The sequence below is a fragment of the Luteimonas sp. 22616 genome (genome assembly GCF_052044325.1).
Classification (GTDB): Bacteria; Pseudomonadota; Gammaproteobacteria; order Xanthomonadales; family Xanthomonadaceae; genus Luteimonas.
Window position 1 is genome coordinate 2,514,788 of the sequence record NZ_JBQEMW010000001.1, and the last position, 17,710, is coordinate 2,532,497.

Sequence of the window (17,710 nt, forward strand, 5' to 3'; positions counted from 1 at the left end):
ATCGTGATGCATGAAAACCTCCGTGCCGCCCGCGGTACGACGGCCGTCAACTCGCTTGTGTGGAAACCACGTCGGCAGGCAGGTTACGCCTGCATCCCGGCGGGTGCCGCTTCCATGTCCACCCACAACGCTTCGAACACATGGCCGTCGAGATCCTCGAAGGCGCGGTTGTATAGCCAGCCCATGTCCACGCGCTCGCGCGTGTCGGCCTTGCCACCGGCAGCAGCAGCCGCCTCGGCGATGGCATCGACCTCCTCCCGGCTGTCGCGGGACAAGGCAAGCAGCACCTCGCTCGTCGCGTGGGCGTCGGCGATCTTCTTCGGCGTGAAGGTCGAGAAATAGTCGTTGACCAGCAGGTGGAACGTGATGGTGTCGGACCAGACCATGCTCGAGGCCTGGTGGTCGCTGAACTGCTCATTCCTCTCGCATCCGATCGCCTCGTAGAAGCGGGTTGCGGCCGCCAGGTCGGCGACGGGCAGGTTCACGAAGATCATCTTTGGCATTGCGATTCTCCTGTGCGTGCGTGTATTCCCAGGGTTGCCGCCAGCAGCGTGGCGGCAATCAGCGACAGCCAGCCGAAGGCATCGCCCCAGCGCGAGTAGGGCGTTCGCGTACTGCGCAGCGGCAGTTCGTCGATCAGCGAGGCCGTGCCTGTGTTGCCCACGCTCGAGGTTTCCGCGATCACGCGCCCGCGATCGTCGCTGAGCGTGAGGTGGCCATCGCGGGCCGTGCGCGCGATCGCGAAGCCGCCTTCCACGCCGCGCATCACCGCCATGCGCCCGTGCAGCCACGCGTCTTCGTTGAAATCCCACGCAGGCACCAGCAGCAGCTGCGTACCGAGCGCGGCATGTGCGCGCGAGGTGGCGGTGAAGTCGAGGTCCTTGCAAATTGCCACGCCGGTGCGCGGCACGCCGGGCAACATGACTCGTGCCTCGCCCGGCGTGTAGCGATCCTCGAAGCCGGGAATCAGGTGCCGCTTGTAGTAGGCGACGGTTTCGGCGGCGCCCGGCTCGAACACCAGCGCCGCGTTGTGCTTGCGCTGCGGATCGCTATGGTCTTCCGCTCCGATCAGGATGCGGATGCCGCGTCGCGTGGCCAGTTCCTGCAGCGCCCCGACGCCATGCGAACGCAGAAGCAAGGCGGATTCCGGCGCAACCACGATTTCGGCACCATCCTTGGCGAGGCGGTCGATCTCGTTTGCATAGCGCGAGAGCATGCGGTCGCCGTCCGCAGTGGCCAGGTCCGCCTCGGCATCGCCGGATCCGCCGATCGTCACAAGGCCCACGCGCAGCCTTGTCGTCGCTTCGTCGTCGTGCAGTCGCCATGCGCCATAGCCCAGCGAAAACGAGAGCACAAGCGCGCCGGACACCGTAGCCAGCATGCGGCCGCGCCGGCCCACACCGGGCGCGGTGACGGCTGCGAGCAGCGAAGCCGGCAGCCAGACCAAAAAGCCCACGCCCCACAGGCCGGCGACCGCTGCGACCTGGAGGACCGGCAGCGCTTCCATCTGCGAGTAGGCGAGGTGCCCGTAGGTGCCGTGTGGCGACAGCGATGCGCCGACCCAGGACAAGCCGGTGGCCGCCAACGGTACCGAGAACGTCGCCGCCAGCAGGCGGCCGCGCAGCGTCAATGCGCGGAACAGCAGCGTCACCGGCATCATCAGCAGGGCGGGTGCGAGGATCGCCGCCACGGTCGCCGCCAGCGGCAACCGGACCACGTCATGCATGTAGTGCCACATGCTGGCGCCACCGATGGCGAACGCCGCGAAAGTCGCAAGCGCGGCCGGGCCCGCGCGCGTTCGCGCCACATAGACCAGCAGCGGCAGCGGCGCCAGCCAGGCCACCCACCACAGCGGCTGGAGGCTGGTGCCGAACCACCAGCCCAGCGCGGTGAGCGCGACCGCCAGCGGCGCCGCGAAACGCGGCAGGCGATCAGGTCTTGAGCCCATCGAGCAGTCTCTCCTGCGAGGCGTCGTAGAAAGCGCGGAACCGGCGTTCGTCGTAGCTGAAGCGTCCGGCGCGGTACAGCGCGACCAGGCCGTGCGAATGCCCCCACAGCGTCATTGCGATGTCCCAGGGATCGCCGGCACGCAGCAAGCCGGCCCGCTGCCCTTCCACCAATGCGTCGTGGACCACGTTGAGGGTGGGCGAGCGACGCGCATGGAAGTCCTCGGGAAAGCGGCGCGCGTCCTCGCGCCGCACCGAGAAGGCATGGTCGAACAGATAGGGATGTGCCAGCGCGTAATCGAGGTAAATGCGCTGGATCGCCAGCAGGCGCGAGATCGGGTCGCCGTCCTCGCGCAGTGCGTCCCAGCGATGCGCGATCTCGTTGAAGCTGTCGTCGCTGATACGCCTGAGCAGTGCCTCGCGACTCGGGAAATGGCGGTAGATCGCCATCGGGGTGATCCCCACCTCGCCAGCGACACGGCGCATGCTGACCGCGTCCGCACCTTCACGTTCGAACAGTGCGCGGGCGACGCTGAGGATGCGTTCGGCGGTCGGGATCGGCGACATGTATACACTGTATACTTCCCGCAATTCGATGTGCAAGCCCCCGCGCCCACAGCAACCCAGCGCTGCGATGACCGGTCGGGCCACAGAATGCTCGTCACCCTGAGGTGCGAAGCATTCGGAAGACCGCCCTCGTACACACCGCAACTCTTGCGTCAGACCTCGTCGAGCGCCGCGAAGCGCCTGGTGAGGTCGTCTATCAAGGCCCGCACCGCAGGCAACATGCCGCGGCGCGAGGCATAGAGCGCGTGGACGATCTCCGGTCGTGGCGACCAGCCAGGCAGCACTTGCACCAGGTCGCCACGCTGCAGGTCATCGCCGGTCACCAGCCTGGGCAATTGCACGATGCCTACGCCGTTGAGTGCTGCGTCGCGCAGGGCCGACATGCCGCGCGTGACCAGGCGCGGCTGGTGATGGATGGCGACATGCGCACCGTCTGGGCCGTACAGGTCCCAGACGTGCTGGTTCTGCGGCACGCCCAGTTCCATGCTCGGTAGCCGCATCAGTTCGGCCGGTGTCGCGGGCGTGCCCATCGCGGCCAGCAGCGTCGGGCTGGCCACCAGGCATTGCCGGCTCTCGCCCAATATCCGCAGCACCAGGTCCGAATCCTCCAGCGGCGGCGGCCGCACGCGGATCGCCAGATCCAGGCCCTCACCGATCACGTCCACCCGGCGGTTGGTCGCGTCCAGGTGCAGTTCGATCTGCGGGCAAGCCTGCAGGAAGGCGGCAAGCATCGGTCCGACGCGGGCCTCGAGCAGGGTCGTCGGGCAGGACATGCGCACCACGCCGCGCGGCTCGGTCTGGGCGCGACGGATCGCGTCCTCGGCGGCCTCGGCCTCCACCAGCATCGCGCGGGCGTGGGTGTAGTAGGTCTGGCCGAGTTCGGTGACCACGAACCGGCGGGTGGAGCGCTGGATCAGGCGGACGCCCAGGCGCTCCTCCAACAAGGCGATGCGGCGGCTGAGCTTGGACTTTGGCACGCCCAACGCCCGCCCGGCCGGGGCGAAGCCGCCGTGGTCGACCACCTGGACGAAGTAGTAGAGGTCGTTGAGATCCTGCATTGTTCATCAGATAGGACGGTCTTGGCGAATTATGCCGCCTACCGGACTTGTTGTCCTGAAACTAGAGTCTCCTCCAACAGCGCCGGATCCACCCGGCCAGAACTGGAGGAAGAGATGAAGAAGGTCATTGCGACCCACAGCGCGCCCAACCGGCACTGGGTGGGCGACGGCTTCCCGGTGCACGGGATGTTCGGTTACAGCGGTGCGGACGTGCTGCAGCGCAGCCCGTTCCTGCTGCTCGACTACGCGGCCCCCACCCATTTCGATCCGACCGATCATCGCCGCGGCGTCGGCCAGCATCCGCATCGCGGCTTCGAGACCGTCACCATCGTCTACGACGGCGAGGTCGAGCATCGCGATTCGACCGGCAACGGCGGCGTGATCGGCAAGGGCGACGTGCAGTGGATGACCGCGGGCAGCGGCATCCTGCACGAAGAGTTCCATTCGACCGGCTACGCCAGGACCGGCGGCCCGTTCGAAATGGTGCAGCTGTGGGTGAATCTGCCGGCCAGGGACAAGATGGCCAAGCCCGGCTACCAGGCCATCACCGACGCGCAGATCCCGGTCGTACCGCTGGCCGGCGATGCCGGGCGCATGCGCGTGATCGCGGGCATGTTCGAAGGGTTCGAAGGCCCCGCCAACACGTTCTCGCCGATGAACGTCTGGGATCTGCGCCTCAATGCCGGCAAGGCCGTGCAGTTGCCGCAGGAAGAAGGCTGGACCGTACAGGTGGTGGTGCTGGCCGGCACCGTGCAAGTCAACGACGAAGTACTGCGCGAGAAGCAGATGGTGACGCTGTCCACCGAAGGCACCGCCGTGAACATCGAAACCAATACCGACGCCAAGCTGCTGTTGCTCGCCGGCGAACCGATCGACGAGCCGGTCGTGGGCTACGGCCCGTTCGTGATGAACAGCCAGCAGGAGATCGCGCAGGCCATCGCCGATTTCAACGGCGGCAAGTTCGGCCAGATGTCGAGTTGATGGTCCTGCTCTGCGGGGCAGGGCCTTCTCCGCCAGTCCCTGTCCCGCAGCGTCTTCGCAGCAAGCCCGTTCCACAACCGCAACCACACCCCAGGAGCAAGCGCATGACCAGCGAAATGATCCGCGACCCCGCCAGCGACCACCTGCTCACGCCCGAGAACGCGGCGTTCATCATCATCGATTACCAACCGATCCAGGTCAGTTCGATCCGCTCGATGGACCGCGACGAGCTGGTGTTCAACATCGTCAGCACGGCCAAGGCCGCGGTGAACTACAAGCTGCCGATCGTCCATTCGACCGTGAACATCGCCACCGGCAAGAACAAGCCCCCGATCCCGCAGCTGGCGGCGGTGCTCGGCGACTACCCCACCTACGATCGAACCTCGATCAACAGCTGGGAGGACACGGAGTTCAAGCAGGCGGTCGTGGCGACCGGACGCAAGAAGCTGATCATGACGGCGCTCTGGACCGAGGCATGCCTGACGTTTCCCGCCCTGGACGCGATGCGGGAGGGTTACGAGGTTTACGTCCCCGTCGATGCCGTCGGCGGCACGTCACTGGCTGCCCACGAGGCGGCACTTCGCCGCATCGAACAGGCTGGCGCCAGGCTGATCAGCCGCGTGCAGCTCTACTGCGAGCTCCAGCGCGACTGGTCGCGTGAGGCGACCGTCCCCGGCTTCATGGGCGTCTTCGAAAACGCCGACGGCTTCAACGTCGAGAAGGCTGCCGCTGAAGCGGCCAGGAAAGACGCGTAGGCACTCCCTGCTGGCGACGGCCGCCGGCTGTCCACCCTGCCCGGTCCGGCGCCTGCGCCGTGATCGGGCAGGCAATTGTCTCTGGCACCTTGGTCCCACTCAACGCCGGACAAATTGTCCCTGACGCCTTTTTCGCGACACAGATTCTGAGCAGCCCCCGCAGAGAGAGAAAGTCGGCTTGGTGCATCGCACCGCTCAGACAGGGGCAGTTTCCGGCACCAGCGACGCCTGATCAAAGCACTCGATGAGCAATTCGGTCAGGGCCCTTACTTTTCGTGCTGGATGCTTACCTGGCGGGCGGACAACAAAAATGCCTGCCGGCGGCAGCGGATAGCGCGTCATGATCCGGACAAGCCTGCCGGACGCCACATACTCACTGATGATCGTATCGGGTAGCCACGCGATACCGAGTCCTGCTACGGCGGCGGTTACGAGCGCAGTCGCGTTGTCGGCCTTGAAACGCCCCCTTGGGTGCACCGTGACGAGCTCGTCGCCATGCATGAACTTCCAGGCTTCGGTTCCCTGCATGAGGGCCTCGTGGGCCACGATCTCGTCGGGCGCCTCAGGGGAACCGTGAGCCTTGACGTATTCAGGGCTCGCCACAAGGCTTCCATAAACCGGCCCGACGCGTCTTGCGATCAGGTTGGAGTCCGGGAGATAGCCAACCCGAATAGCACAATCGAAACCCTCGGCGACAAGATCAGTGATCAGATCGGTGTAGCTGGTATGGATGTGGAGCTGCGGGTGCTGTTGCGCCATCTGCGCGAGCACGGGCGCGAAGTGCGTCGGGCCAAAAGAAAGCGGCGCGGCGACGCGCAAACGCCCGAACAGATCCCCGTCGGGCAGGATGGTTTCCCTGGCCAGGTCGATCTCGCTGCAGGCTTTGGCCGCAGCATCCCGAAACGTACTCCCGGCTTCGGTTAGCGCCGCGCCACGCGTGGTGCGTGCTAGCAGCTGGATACCAAGTTCCGCCTCAAGCCGGACCAATCGCCGGCTGACGATGGACTTCGAAACGCCAAGCCGGCGCGCTGCCGGGGAAACCCCTCCCGCATCGGCGACTTCCACGAATGTCCTGAGATCTTCAATGTCCACCTCGGCTCTCTCGATCTCGCGACTCGGGCGGACATGGATAGTACCAGCCAGCGTTCCGGCTTACGCGACACAGCATGACGAGAGAACGGACTACCGCTCCACGGAGGCGAGTGACAACGTATCTCCCCTGAGGCAGCCCACCAGTCCACGCACGCCTCGGGGAAAAATCATTCTCCCCTCACTCTACCTGCAGAGGATGTAACCATGCCCTTCCGCAACGGTCTTGACTCCCTACTTCGTCCCGAAGACTCGGTGCTCGTCCTGATCGATCATCAGCCCTTCCAACTGGCGAATCTCAACAGTCACGACCCGCACATGGTGGTCAACAACTCCGCGGCGCTCGCCAAGTCCGCCAGGGCATTCGGCGTGCCGACCATCCTGACCAGCGTGGTCGAGGGCCGTGGTGGCTACATCTTTCCGCAGATCACCGATGTGTTCCCCGGCCAGGAAGTGATCGATCGCACCACCCTCAACACCTGGGAAGACAAGAAGGTCGTCGATGCCGTGAAGGCGACCGGCCGCAAGCAGCTGATCATCGCAGGCCTCTACACCGAGATCTGCGTCGCGATGCCGGCGATCCACGCGCTCGGCGAAGGTTGGGACGTGACGGTGGTCACCGATGCATGCGGTGGGGTTTCCGTCGAGTCCCATGAGGTGGCCATCCAGCGCATGATCGCCGCCGGCGCCAATGTGATGACCTGGTTGGCGGTTGCGTCCGAATGGTATCGCGACCACGCACGAACCGAGCACGCCGCCGAGTTCGTGGAGGTGCTCAAGCATCACGCCGCGGGTAGCGGCATTGCGTTCCTGTGGGAACAGCAGCTGCTCGATACGCCCGTCGCTGGCAGCGCGGGATGACCCGGGCCGGTACGTAGCCGGCGACGTGCGAGCGGAGACACGACATGGTTGAATTGATCATCGAACAACGGCGCCGGCAGCTTGGTGGCGGCATGGAGGTCGGCCGCGTGCTGCCCTTCGCCAAACGCCGCATGGTCGGCCCGTACATCTTCTTCGACCATATCGGTCCCATGGACATCCCGGCCGGTGTGGACCGCAGCGCCGACGTGCGGCCGCATCCGCATATTGGCCTGTCCACCGTCACCTACCTGTTTTCCGGGGAGATGATGCATCGCGACAGCCTGGGGTACGCACAGGCGATCCGCCCGCGGGAAGTCAACTGGATGACCGCCGGCCGCGGCATCACGCACAGCGAACGGTTCGAGCGCGCGCGGGCGCAGGGCGACCACCTGCACGGCATCCAGGCCTGGGTCGCGCTGCCGGCCGAGTACGAAGAGATGGATCCCGGCTTTTCGCACCACGCCGGCGACGACCTGCCGCAGTGGAGCGACGGTGGTGTGCACGGGCAGCTCATCGCAGGCACCGCCTACGGCCTCACCGCGGCCGCAGCGACGCATTCGCCGCAGTTCTACGCGCACCTCGACATGGACGCAGGCGCGACGGCGGAAATACCCGCCGATTATTCCGAGCGCGCCGTGTACGTCGCCACCGGTGCGGTGGAACTCGACGGCGTCACCCATACCGCCGGCAGGATGCTGGTCCTGGGCAAGGACGCATCACGACTGCGGGCCGTTGAGCATTCGACGGTGATGGCGCTCGGCGGGGAGCCCGTCGGCGAGCGTTTCCTCTACTGGAACTTCGTGTCGTCATCGAAGGAGCGGCTGGCACAGGCTGCAGCGGACTGGAAGGCCGGCCGCATGAAGTTGCCCGATGCCGACGATGCCGAGTTCATCCCCCTGCCCGACGATCCCATGCGTCCGGCGCCAGACAAGCCGTGAGGCCAGCGATGACGGACGACACGAAACGACATGCCAGCCTCATTCTCGGCCGGGCACAGGCCCGTATCGGCGATGTGCCCTATGCGGTGACGATGCGTATCGATGGGCACGCGATCGTCGCCGACGAACCCGAGGCTCTAGGCGGGCAGAACGCTGGCCCTCGACCGTTCGGCCTGCTGCTCGGCGCGCTTGGTGCGTGCACGTTGATGACGCTGCGGATGTATGCCGAGCGCAAACAGTGGCCGCTGGTCGCGCTGGACGTGCAACTGCGCTACCTGCGGCCGCGCGAAGGTGGTGCGGATCGCATCGAGCGCGTGCTGGAGATCGTCGGACTGGACGACCAACAACGGGCGAAGCTCGCCGATATCGCCGAACGCACACCGGTGACGCTGGCGATCAAGAGCGGTGTCTCGATCGACACGCGTCTTGCTGCAGAGGCGGCATGACACGCACCTCCGGTGGTTGTTGCCGATCGGCAGCTTCGGGGTTGCAGCCACACGGTCACAACCACCTGACATCCGCTCTCCGACGGGCTCGCCGCCAAGAACCATCACTCACTGCAGAGTGTTCCGAGGCGCGCACGCGCGAGGAACAGCATCGCGATCGAAAGAGCGTCACCCGCCTCAATGCTGAATGACATCGGCCCACTCCGGATGCTTCAGCGACTGCGCTCGCACGTAGGGGCAAAGGGGCATGACGCGATAAGCCTTGGCGCGGGCGTCCGCGATCAGGGCCTCGACCAGCGCTAAGGCGGCGCCCGTGCCGCGGAGCGTATCGGGCGCGAAGGTGTGGTCTGCAATGACCAACACATCCGAAACTTTCGAGATGGTCAGTTCGCCCTCTCCGTCGACACCAGTGATACGGGCGACAAAGCGACCCTTGTGGCCTTTATCCTCGTATGAAATCCGAACTGCAGGTTTCTCGGTCATTTCAGCCTCTGTGAACATGATGGATAAAATGGCTACACACCCGATCGGCACGCGCCGCGGGACCGGTTCAGACTGCAGTCTCAGCGCGCCGGACCTGTCGAGTGTCCAGCCAGACCAGGCTTCAACGCGATGTGCTTGTACTCGATGAAGTCATCAAGCGCAGCATGCCCGTTGAGCCTGCCCAGACCCGATTGCTTGAACCCACCCTCTTCCGTGCCGTCATACACCTTCGCCCAATCATTCACAAAGACGCTGCCCGCCTCCAGCGCCCCGGCGACGCGCAGGGCGCGGTCGATATCGCGAGTCCAGACGCTGGCTGACAACCCGTAATCGCTGTCATTGGCAAGCGCGATGGCTTCAGCCTCGTCGCCGAAACGCTGGATGGTGAGAACCGGACCGAACGTTTCTTCCCGCACGATCGCCAGGCTGTTGTCGGTGACCTCGAGCATGGCGGGGCGGAAGAACGCTCCCTTCGCCAGCGGACCACTGGTTACCGCTCCGCCTCTGACGACCGCTGCCGCACCAGACGCAAGGGCTTGCCTGACGACTTCGTCGACGCGTGCGACATTCGCCTTGTCGATCAGCGGCCCCATATCGCTCGCCGGCTCGGAGGCAGGTCCGACCCGCACGTTGCGCAGCCGTTCCGCAAGTCCATCGCGGACGGCGTCGTAGACAGCGTCCTGAACGAGAAGCCGGGAACCGGTCATGCAGAACTGCCCGGCGAAAACCGTCAGCGCCTTCTCGAGCACAGGCAGCATGGGCTGAACCTCAGCGTCATCGAACACGATCATGGGCGCCTTGCCGCCCAGTTCGAGTCCAAAACGCTTCATCCGGCGCGCGCCGGCCGCCCCGATAAGCGCCCCAGTCTTCGTGCTTCCTGTAAAGCTGATCGTTGGCACATCCGCACTTTCCACCAACAGCGCGCCGCCCTCTGATCCGCTCTCCGCGAAGATGTTCATGACGCCGGCCGGAAGATCTTTCACCTCGGCCAAAATCTCTGCCAGCACGGCCGCAGTCTGCGCGACCTGGCCGGACATCTTCACCACCACCGTGCACCCTGCCGCCAGGGCCGGCGCGAACGATCTGGTCCCCAGGATGACCGGCGAGTTCCAAGGCACGATCACGCCTGCCACACCCATGGGCTGGCGCAGGATGATGGAAAGGCTGCCCGGTCGCGGCTGCGTGGCGCGTCCCGCTTCCGTGCGCGCCATCGCGGCCCAGTAGCGCAACTTGCTGGGGCTCCCATCGACTTCAAGTGCAGCTTCGCCACGAACCTTGCCGTTCTCGAGCGAAAGGATGTCAATCAGCCGATCCCGGTTCCTTTCGATCGCCGCCGCCATCTGGTCGAGAACCCTGGCGCGAAGTTCGGTGTCGTGCGCCCAGCCCGTGCCGCGAAAAGCGCGGGAGGCAGCAGTGATAGCAGCAGCGGCAGCAGCACCGCCTTCATCCGGGTAGTCTCCGATGGATTCGTAGGTTGCTGGATTGATGGAGTTGCTGCGCTTCGACGAAGAGGCGAAGTGGCCGTCGATCCAGTTATTGGCAGAGTACGTGGTCATCAATGATTGATCCGGATCCTGTCAGGTCAGGCGAGGAACGGCGGTGGGTTCTCGCCGCGCAGCCGGTAGTTGGGACGCGGCCGCTCGAGGCGGATCGACTCCATGACGGTATAGGCGTGATACTTGGTCTGCGTGGTCACGCCGGCCAGACGCTCGGACCAGAGCATGCCATTGCTGGTCTTCTTCTCGAGCACGTGTTTGGTCGCGTAGTTGGTCATCGAGTTGATCCAGTTCTCGGACCCAACCCAGAAGCGGTCCAGCCCCGGCTTTAGAATGATGTCCATAAGCCGGTCGGATCGCGAGTAAATATCGATGGCCGCCTGTGCGCCTTCAAGAATGTCAGCGAAGTACTCGATCGACTCCTTGACCAGCTCCGGCGTGCCGTACTTCATGTGATGACCGGCGACGAGGAAGTCGAAGTCGTACTCCATGATCTGGTGCTGGGCCTCATACCAGGCGGTGATGTTCTGGGAGGCGTCGCAGTGCATGAAGGTGGCACTGCCAGGGCTGATGATGTCGATGCAGGTCAGCACCTTCTGGGCTGGCGCGTAGATGAAGATGTTGCCGGGGCAGTGGTTCTCGCCCTTGTAAGACAGCTCCAGGGTGACGCCGCCGACTGTCAGCGTATGTTCCTTGTCGAATGTCAGGGTCGGAAGCGGCCGGCCCGGATCCGGGAACCGCTCCAGCAGCTCTTTGGTGATTTTGTGCGCGACAATCTCGACGTCCGGTCCGTAGACCGAGGCGGCGCCGATATGGTCGGTGTGCCAATGGCTGTAGATCACATGCGTCACCGGCTTGTCGGTGACCTCCTCGATCGCGGCCAGCATGTTCTCGCCGAGCGTCGGCGGAGCGTCAATCGCGATCACGCCTTCGTCCGTTACGACGAATGCCGCATCATAGCCACCGCTGGTGACCCAGTAGAAGCCGTCGCGCAGCTCCTCGCAGTGATAGCCGAGCTTCTTGAAGCGCTCGCTCCAGAAGTACGGGGGGTAATATTCGGGCGGGTCGAGGGGATGCTCACCCGCTTCCGGAAAGCCGTAACGGTCGATGCCGAAAAACGCGGGGGTATCGGATGCCGTGATCGGCTTCTGGTGGTTGTCACACATGGTTGGCTTCCTACTCTTTGTTGAACGTGGGGGCAGACCAATCAGTCAGCCGGAATCTAGAAGCGCAGCACGGCCTTGATGACGCGGCCTGCGGCAACGTCGTCGAACGCCTGGTTGATTTCAGAGAAGTCGTAGAAGGTGATGAGCCGGTCAAACGGGAAACGACCGCTGCGATACAGCCCGATCAGTTCGGGAATCATCAGCGCCGACACGGCGTCGCCCTGAATAATTCCCTGCAGCGTCTGCCCGACTGACAGGCGCGACGCGTCGACGGTCGCCCCCGAGTGGGCGTTGAACGCAACGAAGCCGAAATGACCCAGCGGCGCGAGGGCGCCAACGCCCGCATCAAGATTCGACCCACGCCCGCTGGTGTCCAGGACGAACTCGACGCCCCGCTGTTCGATCTGTCGAATCGCTGCGGACACGTCCACTCCACCCGCTGCGTTGACGACATGTGTCGCACCAAGCTCCTTCGCAAGCTTCAGCCTTGGCTCATTCACGTCGACGGCGATGATGGTGGCGGCATCAGCCACCTTGGCGGCCATGATCGCGGCAAGACCGACCGCGCCGACGCCGAAGATAGCGACAGTGGCGCCGACCGGAACCTTCATCGCTGTCAATATCGCACCCGCCCCGGTCTGCAAGCCGCAGCCGAGCGGCCCGAGGATTTCCAGTGGAATGTCGCTTGGCACCTTGATGGTGTTGCGCTGGTGGGCAAGCGCATAGGTGGCGAACGAGGATTGGCCGAAGAAATGAGCATGGAGATCGCTCGCGTCTTGCGCACTGACGCCGATGGATCCGTCCAGTCTGGCACCTGCGAAGTTGGCCTCCCAGACTTTGTCGCAATAGGCAGGGTGAGCGGACAGACAGGGCTTACACTGCCCGCATGAATGGTAGGAAAGCAGGACGTGGTCGCCGGGCTTCAGGTGACTCACCGTTGATCCGACGCGCTCAACGATGCCCGCGCCCTCGTGACCCAGAATTGCCGGCAATGGCGCTGCCAACAACTGCTGGCGGACGTGCGCGTCTGTCGCGCAGATTCCTGTCGCAACCATCCGGACCAGCACCTCGTCCGGCCGGGGATCATCAATGGTGACATCGCGCATGACGAAGGGGTTGTCCTTTTGTTCGATCACGGCTGCGCGTGCTTGAGTGGTCATGCGTGCACGCGCTTGGCAGACAGGTGAATGTTCAATTTTCTCGAGCGGGCCATCGGCGGTCTCCATCGGGAAGTTGCCTGGGTCTGTAGGCTGTGCTTGCGCAACCTTTCGCTCAGGTTAGCGATTCTGTAGCGTTGCACTAGCCACGCAATATGGAAGATGGAGTTGCTGATGTCGGAACGCGCACCCGTTGACTTGCTGGATGTCATTGCGTTCGTCGAGGTGGTCGAGACAGGAGGCATTGCAAATGCTGCCGCACGCCTTGGCATCGCCAAGTCCATCGTCAGCCGCCGCGTCAGTCGCCTGGAGGCCGTCCTCGGCGCTCAATTGCTGACCCGAACGCCGAGAGGTACGACGCCGACCGATATCGGCCGCGAGTACCACGCACGCGCTGGCGCCGGCTTGGCGGAACTGGAGTCGGCGCACGAAGTCGTCAACAAGCTGACGACTGAGGTTTCCGGCCAGCTCCGCATCCAGGTCCAGACTGCGTTCGGCGAGTTTGTGCTTGCGCCGCTGCTCGCCGAGTTTGCGCTGCTCCATCCGCGCGTCCAGTTCGACATTCGCTTCGAGGATCGTCTGGCGGACATGACCGCCGAAGCCTATGACCTCTCGATCTGGGTGGGTGCTGTCTCGGACCAGACACTCATCACGCGCAAACTCGCCAGGGTCGATTGGGTAGTCGTCGCTAGCCCGGGCTATCTAGATGCACGAGGACGACCGAACAGCCCCTCTGAAATGACCTCGCACGATGCCCTGCTCCATGCTGTCGATACTGGTCATTGGCGCTTCCGAGGGGCGGGGGGCTGGGAGCATGTGCGCATGAACTCCGGCTTCCGCACCAGTAACGGGCAAATGCTCCTGGCCGCCGCACGTGCAGATCTAGGCATGACCGTCGTTCCGAAGTTCATGGTTGAGGATTTGCTGGCGCGAGGCGAGCTGGAAGCGGTGCTGCCTGCCTATCCACACGAAGGCGCCGATCTGCATATTTTCATGCCGGCCGCACGATCCCGTATCGCGAGGGTGCGAGCGCTGGTGAACTTCCTGTACGACAGGATCACCCCGGAGGTCTGAGCAGATCGACTGCGCTTGAGACCGGCAGGTACCAAGCGGCCACAATCAGCGCAACACCAAGCAATGCAAGGGCGGTAAACGCAGCAGCCAAAGCGTTACCGGGTCGAGGTGGTCGCCAGCGGCTGTCGATCGACTGTGCAATGGGCGTGCCTGCCGGCGCCGGTTGAGAAGTCTGCTCCGCGGCGCATTGGCCCCACAGTTCTGCCAACCTCCGCCGTATCCTCAGGGCGAGCAGGATCGCCAGGTAGATCGTCGTGAACCCGGCGATCACGGCTACCAGGCGCGACGTGCCCAACATCGCGTCCAGTGTGGTTCCGCCGACCGCCCGGCTCCAGTCATTGTGGGTTCCCAGCAGCGCTGGACCCGCGAGCGCGCCAAGCGCGTTGACGATTCCGAACAGGACGATGAAGCTGATCAGCTCCCTGCTGCCGTGTTGCAGTGCGTTGGTGATGCCCAGTAGTAGTGCGGGGCCCAGAAAGAACGTCCCCGCAAAAGCGATAGCGGCCTGAGTCATGTAGAAGCGCTGCAGATGATGCGGGCCATCCGACACGCTGTCGACAAAAGCGGCAAGGGCGATGATTCCTACCGACAGCATCATTGGCCTGGCAAGCTTCTCGGCATTCACTGTGAGGGCGCTGATGAGAACCCCAGCGACGGCTCCGCCCAACATAGCTATCGATAGCATGGCAAGTTGCTGCGCCGTACCACCCAGTTCCCTCACCACGCCGATCGCGAATGCCTGCTCTGCCAATACAATCCGCGCCATGAATATTGCTACAGCGAAGCGCGCAACGTCTCCACGCCCGAGCCAACGAAGGTTCAACAGGGGCGTCTGGCGAGACGTCTCAATCGCACCTGCTAACACCAACGCCGGTATGGCGATGAAAAGCGACGCGACTATCCACCTAACCTGAAACCACCCCTCCCATCGGCCCAAGCCCAGCATAGCAGCGATCAGTGCCAGGCCGCTGCCCATCAGAACGAAAGTCAATAAGTCGAGCGGCTGGAAAACGCGAACTCGCTCTGCCGGCGGCAGGCGCAGCATCCCCAGTGCCGCAAGTGAAAGCAGAGCGAGTCCCGCCTCGAGTAGAAACAATGAGCGCCATCCCTGGCTGGCAAGTAATGATGGCGAAAGGACGTGCGCCAAAGGTATGGCGCATTGCGTCACTCCGATGCCCAGAACCAGACCCCGCAAACGCCATCTTGCAGGAAAAGCCTGCATCATGTTGAAGAGACAAAGCGGTATCAGTGCTACCGCGACGAACCCGCTGATCGCGCGTACCAACAACGTTGCCTCAAAGCCCGGCACGAACACCAGTATCAGCGCCAGGACGGCATGCAGGCTCAGGAATGCCAAGGCGAAGCGACGCAGGCCGTATTGCTGTCGAACCTTGATCAACAGCAAGTTGGCAGAGACAGCGCTCATCACATAACAGGTCGATAGCCACGCCACCTGATGTGCGCTCAGATCCAGTATTTGTTGCAGTTGGAGCGTGTTGACACTCACCAGCGCGCTGCTTAAACCCGCAGTTATCCCAACCAGCACTGCGACAAACGCGTAGGCCAGCCGAGTTGTTGGCCCATGCGTCGGCGTTGCGGGCGATCCGGGTACGGGAGAGCGTTCATGCACGGGGAATTCCACAACTTCCTCCTCCAGAAAGTCGCGGAATCTTCTCGTCGGGCGACGCTCACGCTGGCTGTCGAGGTGATCTGGCATCGCGCAACGATAGACGGCCAGGTGCCAATATTCGGGTTGCGCATTGAGCAATGCTGGGTTCTCGAACGGGTATCTAGATCAACGTCAGGTAGGTCCGGATAATGGGCAGCAATACCGAGGCGGCGTCAATTCATGACGAGAACCGCCCTACACCACGAGAAGGACTTGGCCAATGTTTGAGAGATCGATTGATCGTGTCAGCACGATACCTGCACTGGGTCCGGGCTTCGGCGGCGACAGGCACAAGGCCGCGCTGGTGATAGCGCCGGGCGATCTGCCCGCGACCGATCCTTTCTTCCTCATGGCCGATGACAACATCACCGACGGAGGAAGCTTCGGGGAGTCGCACCCCCATGCCGGGCTCGAGACCGTCACCTTCATGCTCAACGGCACGATGGCGGACACCGGCGGGCGGCTGGAGGAAGGCGATGTCGAATGGATGACGGCCGGCAGCGGCATCGTCCATTCCGAGAACGCGATGGTCTCCACCGGTATGCGTCTGTTCCAGCTTTGGCTGATCCTGCCTGAGGCGCAGCGCAACATGCCGCCGCGGGTGCAGATCCTGCGCCGCGACGAGATGCCTGTGCACGCTGAGCCAGGCGTGCTGGCAACGGTCTACAGCGGCAAGTCAGGGGACGCGGCGGCACGTGCGTTGAACGCTGTTCCGGTGACATTGATCAATATCCGGTTGGAGCCAGGCGCCACCTTCGCATCGCATCTCCCTGCCTCCTACAACGCGTTTGTGGTGGTGATCGACGGCGAGGTGGAGGCCGGCACCAGAGCCGAAACACTTGCCAAAGGTACGGTGGGCTGGACGCGACCCATGGGCGACGGCGACAGCGCGCTTGCGTTGCGGGCGGGTGAAGGTGGCGCTCGAGTATTGCTCTACGCCGGACAGCCACAGAATATTTCGGTGGTTGCAAAGGGACCGTTCATCGCCGGGTCCCAGGAGGAACTGGCCGGCTACTACTCCGCCTATCGCCAAGGGAAGTTCCCCCACGCCGGCACGATGCGCCCTGTCACCTACTCCAAGGACGGTAGTAGTTCGACTATTTGAGCAAACGCGCGTCGCCCGCTCCAGCGTTCCCATGTGCGGGACACAGCCTGCCGGGAAACAGGGCTACCGCGCACCGCAGCTGGATGAGAAGGTTCATGCCTCAATCTCTCCACACAACACGTGGCCATTGAATCACCACGTAGAAGAGGACACAGCCATGATCGATCTGAAAGGCAAGCGTGCGTTGGTAACCGGTGGGTCGCGGGGCATCGGGGCTGCTATCGCACTGGCGCTGGCAGAGAACGGCGCCGACGTTGCATTCACCTACCAGCATTCGGCCGGGAAGGCCGATGCGGTGGCCGGATCAATCACGAAAACGGGGCGTCGCGCAGTCGCCATCCAGGCCGATAGCACCGACCCGGACGCCATCACGCGTTCGGTGGGCGAAGCCGTATCGAAACTCGGCGGACTCGATATTCTCGTCAATAGCGCGGCCATCGGCCACAACGGAATGATCGCCGACCTTGATGTGAACGAATATCAGGCCGTGATGGATGTCAACGTACGAGCGCCGGTGCTGTTTGCGAAGGCAGTAATCCCGCACCTCTCCGAAGGAGGACGCATCGTCACCATCGGTTCGGCCCTGGGAGAGCGGGTCCCCTTCCCGGGCATCACTGTTTATGCGATGTCCAAGGCGGCACTTACCTCCTTCACTCGTGGCCTTTCGCGCGAGCTCGGTCCCAGCGGCATCACAGTGAATCTCGTGCAGCCCGGGGCGACCAATACGGAATCAAATCCGGCGGACGGCGCGGCTGCCGATCTCCAGCGAAGCCTGACGTCCTTGGGGCGCTACGGCGAGCCGCGTGAAATCGCGAACGCAGTAGTCTTTCTTGCAAGTCCCGCGGCGAGCGTAATTACGGGCGCCATCCTGACCGCCGACGGTGGCGCAATCGCCTGATCGATCCTGTCCTTTCCCGGG

Annotated in this window: 18 protein-coding genes; 8 read left to right on the plus strand and 10 right to left on the minus strand. The window is 63.8% G+C overall.

Going from position 1 to position 17,710, the window contains the following annotated elements:
- Positions 1–83: 83 nt before the first annotated feature.
- The 4 genes from ACTJIL_RS11575 to ACTJIL_RS11590 form a co-directional block, all read right to left on the minus strand.
- A complete protein-coding gene (locus ACTJIL_RS11575) occupies positions 84–503 on the minus strand; it encodes a VOC family protein (RefSeq protein ID WP_440755652.1) in 420 nt (139 codons plus the stop codon).
- Complete coding sequence (locus ACTJIL_RS11580) at positions 491–1,948, minus strand: nitrilase-related carbon-nitrogen hydrolase (protein WP_440755653.1); 1,458 nt, start codon at positions 1,946–1,948, stop codon at positions 491–493. The genes ACTJIL_RS11575 and ACTJIL_RS11580 overlap by 13 nt, the downstream gene beginning before the upstream one ends.
- Positions 1,932–2,513, minus strand: a complete 582-nt coding sequence (locus tag ACTJIL_RS11585; RefSeq protein ID WP_440755654.1) for a TetR/AcrR family transcriptional regulator — start codon at positions 2,511–2,513, stop codon at positions 1,932–1,934. Before ACTJIL_RS11585 ends, ACTJIL_RS11580 begins: the two co-directional genes overlap by 17 nt.
- Before the next feature lie 152 nt (positions 2,514–2,665).
- On the minus strand, positions 2,666–3,571 hold the full coding sequence (locus tag ACTJIL_RS11590) for a LysR family transcriptional regulator (protein ID WP_440755655.1): 906 nt from the start codon (positions 3,569–3,571) through the stop codon (positions 2,666–2,668).
- 114 nt (positions 3,572–3,685) lie between these two features.
- Between ACTJIL_RS11590 and ACTJIL_RS11595 the strand changes: the two genes are divergently transcribed.
- Positions 3,686–4,552, plus strand: coding sequence for a pirin family protein (locus ACTJIL_RS11595; protein WP_440755656.1), 867 nt, complete (start codon positions 3,686–3,688; stop codon positions 4,550–4,552).
- Between the two features lie 104 nt (positions 4,553–4,656).
- Complete coding sequence (locus tag ACTJIL_RS11600; RefSeq protein WP_440755657.1) at positions 4,657–5,307, plus strand: hydrolase; 651 nt, start codon at positions 4,657–4,659, stop codon at positions 5,305–5,307.
- 195 nt (positions 5,308–5,502) lie between these two features.
- On the opposite strand, the gene ACTJIL_RS11605 is transcribed toward ACTJIL_RS11600, so the two are convergent.
- Positions 5,503–6,399: a LysR family transcriptional regulator gene (locus tag ACTJIL_RS11605; RefSeq protein ID WP_440755658.1), complete on the minus strand. Its 897-nt coding sequence runs from the start codon at positions 6,397–6,399 to the stop codon at positions 5,503–5,505.
- Positions 6,400–6,603: 204 nt separating this feature from the next.
- Here ACTJIL_RS11605 and ACTJIL_RS11610 point away from each other — a divergent pair, with 204 nt between their 5' ends.
- The 3 genes from ACTJIL_RS11610 to ACTJIL_RS11620 are packed head-to-tail and all read left to right on the plus strand — an operon-like array spanning position 6,604 to position 8,641.
- Positions 6,604–7,257, plus strand: a complete 654-nt coding sequence (locus tag ACTJIL_RS11610) for a hydrolase (protein ID WP_440755659.1) — start codon at positions 6,604–6,606, stop codon at positions 7,255–7,257.
- 44 nt (positions 7,258–7,301) lie between these two features.
- Positions 7,302–8,195, plus strand: a complete 894-nt coding sequence (locus ACTJIL_RS11615) for a pirin family protein (RefSeq protein WP_440755660.1) — start codon at positions 7,302–7,304, stop codon at positions 8,193–8,195.
- Between the two features lie 8 nt (positions 8,196–8,203).
- Positions 8,204–8,641 carry an OsmC family protein gene (locus ACTJIL_RS11620; RefSeq protein ID WP_440755661.1) on the plus strand — a complete coding sequence of 146 codons (438 nt, stop codon included), beginning with the start codon at positions 8,204–8,206 and terminating at the stop codon, positions 8,639–8,641.
- Positions 8,642–8,818: 177 nt separating this feature from the next.
- Here ACTJIL_RS11620 and ACTJIL_RS11625 read toward each other — a convergent pair whose 3' ends face one another.
- The 4 genes from ACTJIL_RS11625 to ACTJIL_RS11640 all read right to left on the minus strand — a co-directional run bounded on the left by ACTJIL_RS11625 (position 8,819) and on the right by ACTJIL_RS11640 (position 13,012).
- Positions 8,819–9,124, minus strand: coding sequence for a GNAT family N-acetyltransferase (locus ACTJIL_RS11625; RefSeq protein WP_440755662.1), 306 nt, complete (start codon positions 9,122–9,124; stop codon positions 8,819–8,821).
- An 80-nt stretch (positions 9,125–9,204) separates the two neighbouring features.
- Positions 9,205–10,680, minus strand: a complete 1,476-nt coding sequence (locus ACTJIL_RS11630; protein ID WP_440755663.1) for an aldehyde dehydrogenase family protein — start codon at positions 10,678–10,680, stop codon at positions 9,205–9,207.
- A gap of 26 nt (positions 10,681–10,706) precedes the next feature.
- Positions 10,707–11,786, minus strand: a complete 1,080-nt coding sequence (locus ACTJIL_RS11635; protein ID WP_440755664.1) for an MBL fold metallo-hydrolase — start codon at positions 11,784–11,786, stop codon at positions 10,707–10,709.
- A gap of 56 nt (positions 11,787–11,842) precedes the next feature.
- Positions 11,843–13,012, minus strand: coding sequence for an NAD(P)-dependent alcohol dehydrogenase (locus ACTJIL_RS11640; RefSeq protein ID WP_440755665.1), 1,170 nt, complete (start codon positions 13,010–13,012; stop codon positions 11,843–11,845).
- A 105-nt stretch (positions 13,013–13,117) separates the two neighbouring features.
- On the opposite strand from ACTJIL_RS11640, the gene ACTJIL_RS11645 reads away from it, so the two are divergent.
- Positions 13,118–14,017, plus strand: coding sequence for a LysR substrate-binding domain-containing protein (locus ACTJIL_RS11645; RefSeq protein WP_440755666.1), 900 nt, complete (start codon positions 13,118–13,120; stop codon positions 14,015–14,017).
- Here the strand turns inward: ACTJIL_RS11645 and ACTJIL_RS11650 are convergent.
- Positions 14,001–15,785, minus strand: a complete 1,785-nt coding sequence (locus ACTJIL_RS11650) for an MFS transporter (protein ID WP_440755667.1) — start codon at positions 15,783–15,785, stop codon at positions 14,001–14,003. The genes ACTJIL_RS11645 and ACTJIL_RS11650 overlap by 17 nt on opposite strands.
- 121 nt (positions 15,786–15,906) lie before the next feature.
- Here ACTJIL_RS11650 and ACTJIL_RS11655 point away from each other — a divergent pair, with 121 nt between their 5' ends.
- Positions 15,907–16,791 carry a pirin family protein gene (locus ACTJIL_RS11655; protein ID WP_440755668.1) on the plus strand — a complete coding sequence of 295 codons (885 nt, stop codon included), beginning with the start codon at positions 15,907–15,909 and terminating at the stop codon, positions 16,789–16,791.
- Positions 16,792–16,948: 157 nt separating this feature from the next.
- Complete coding sequence (locus ACTJIL_RS11660; RefSeq protein ID WP_440755669.1) at positions 16,949–17,689, plus strand: SDR family NAD(P)-dependent oxidoreductase; 741 nt, start codon at positions 16,949–16,951, stop codon at positions 17,687–17,689.
- Positions 17,690–17,710: the final 21 nt, after the last annotated feature.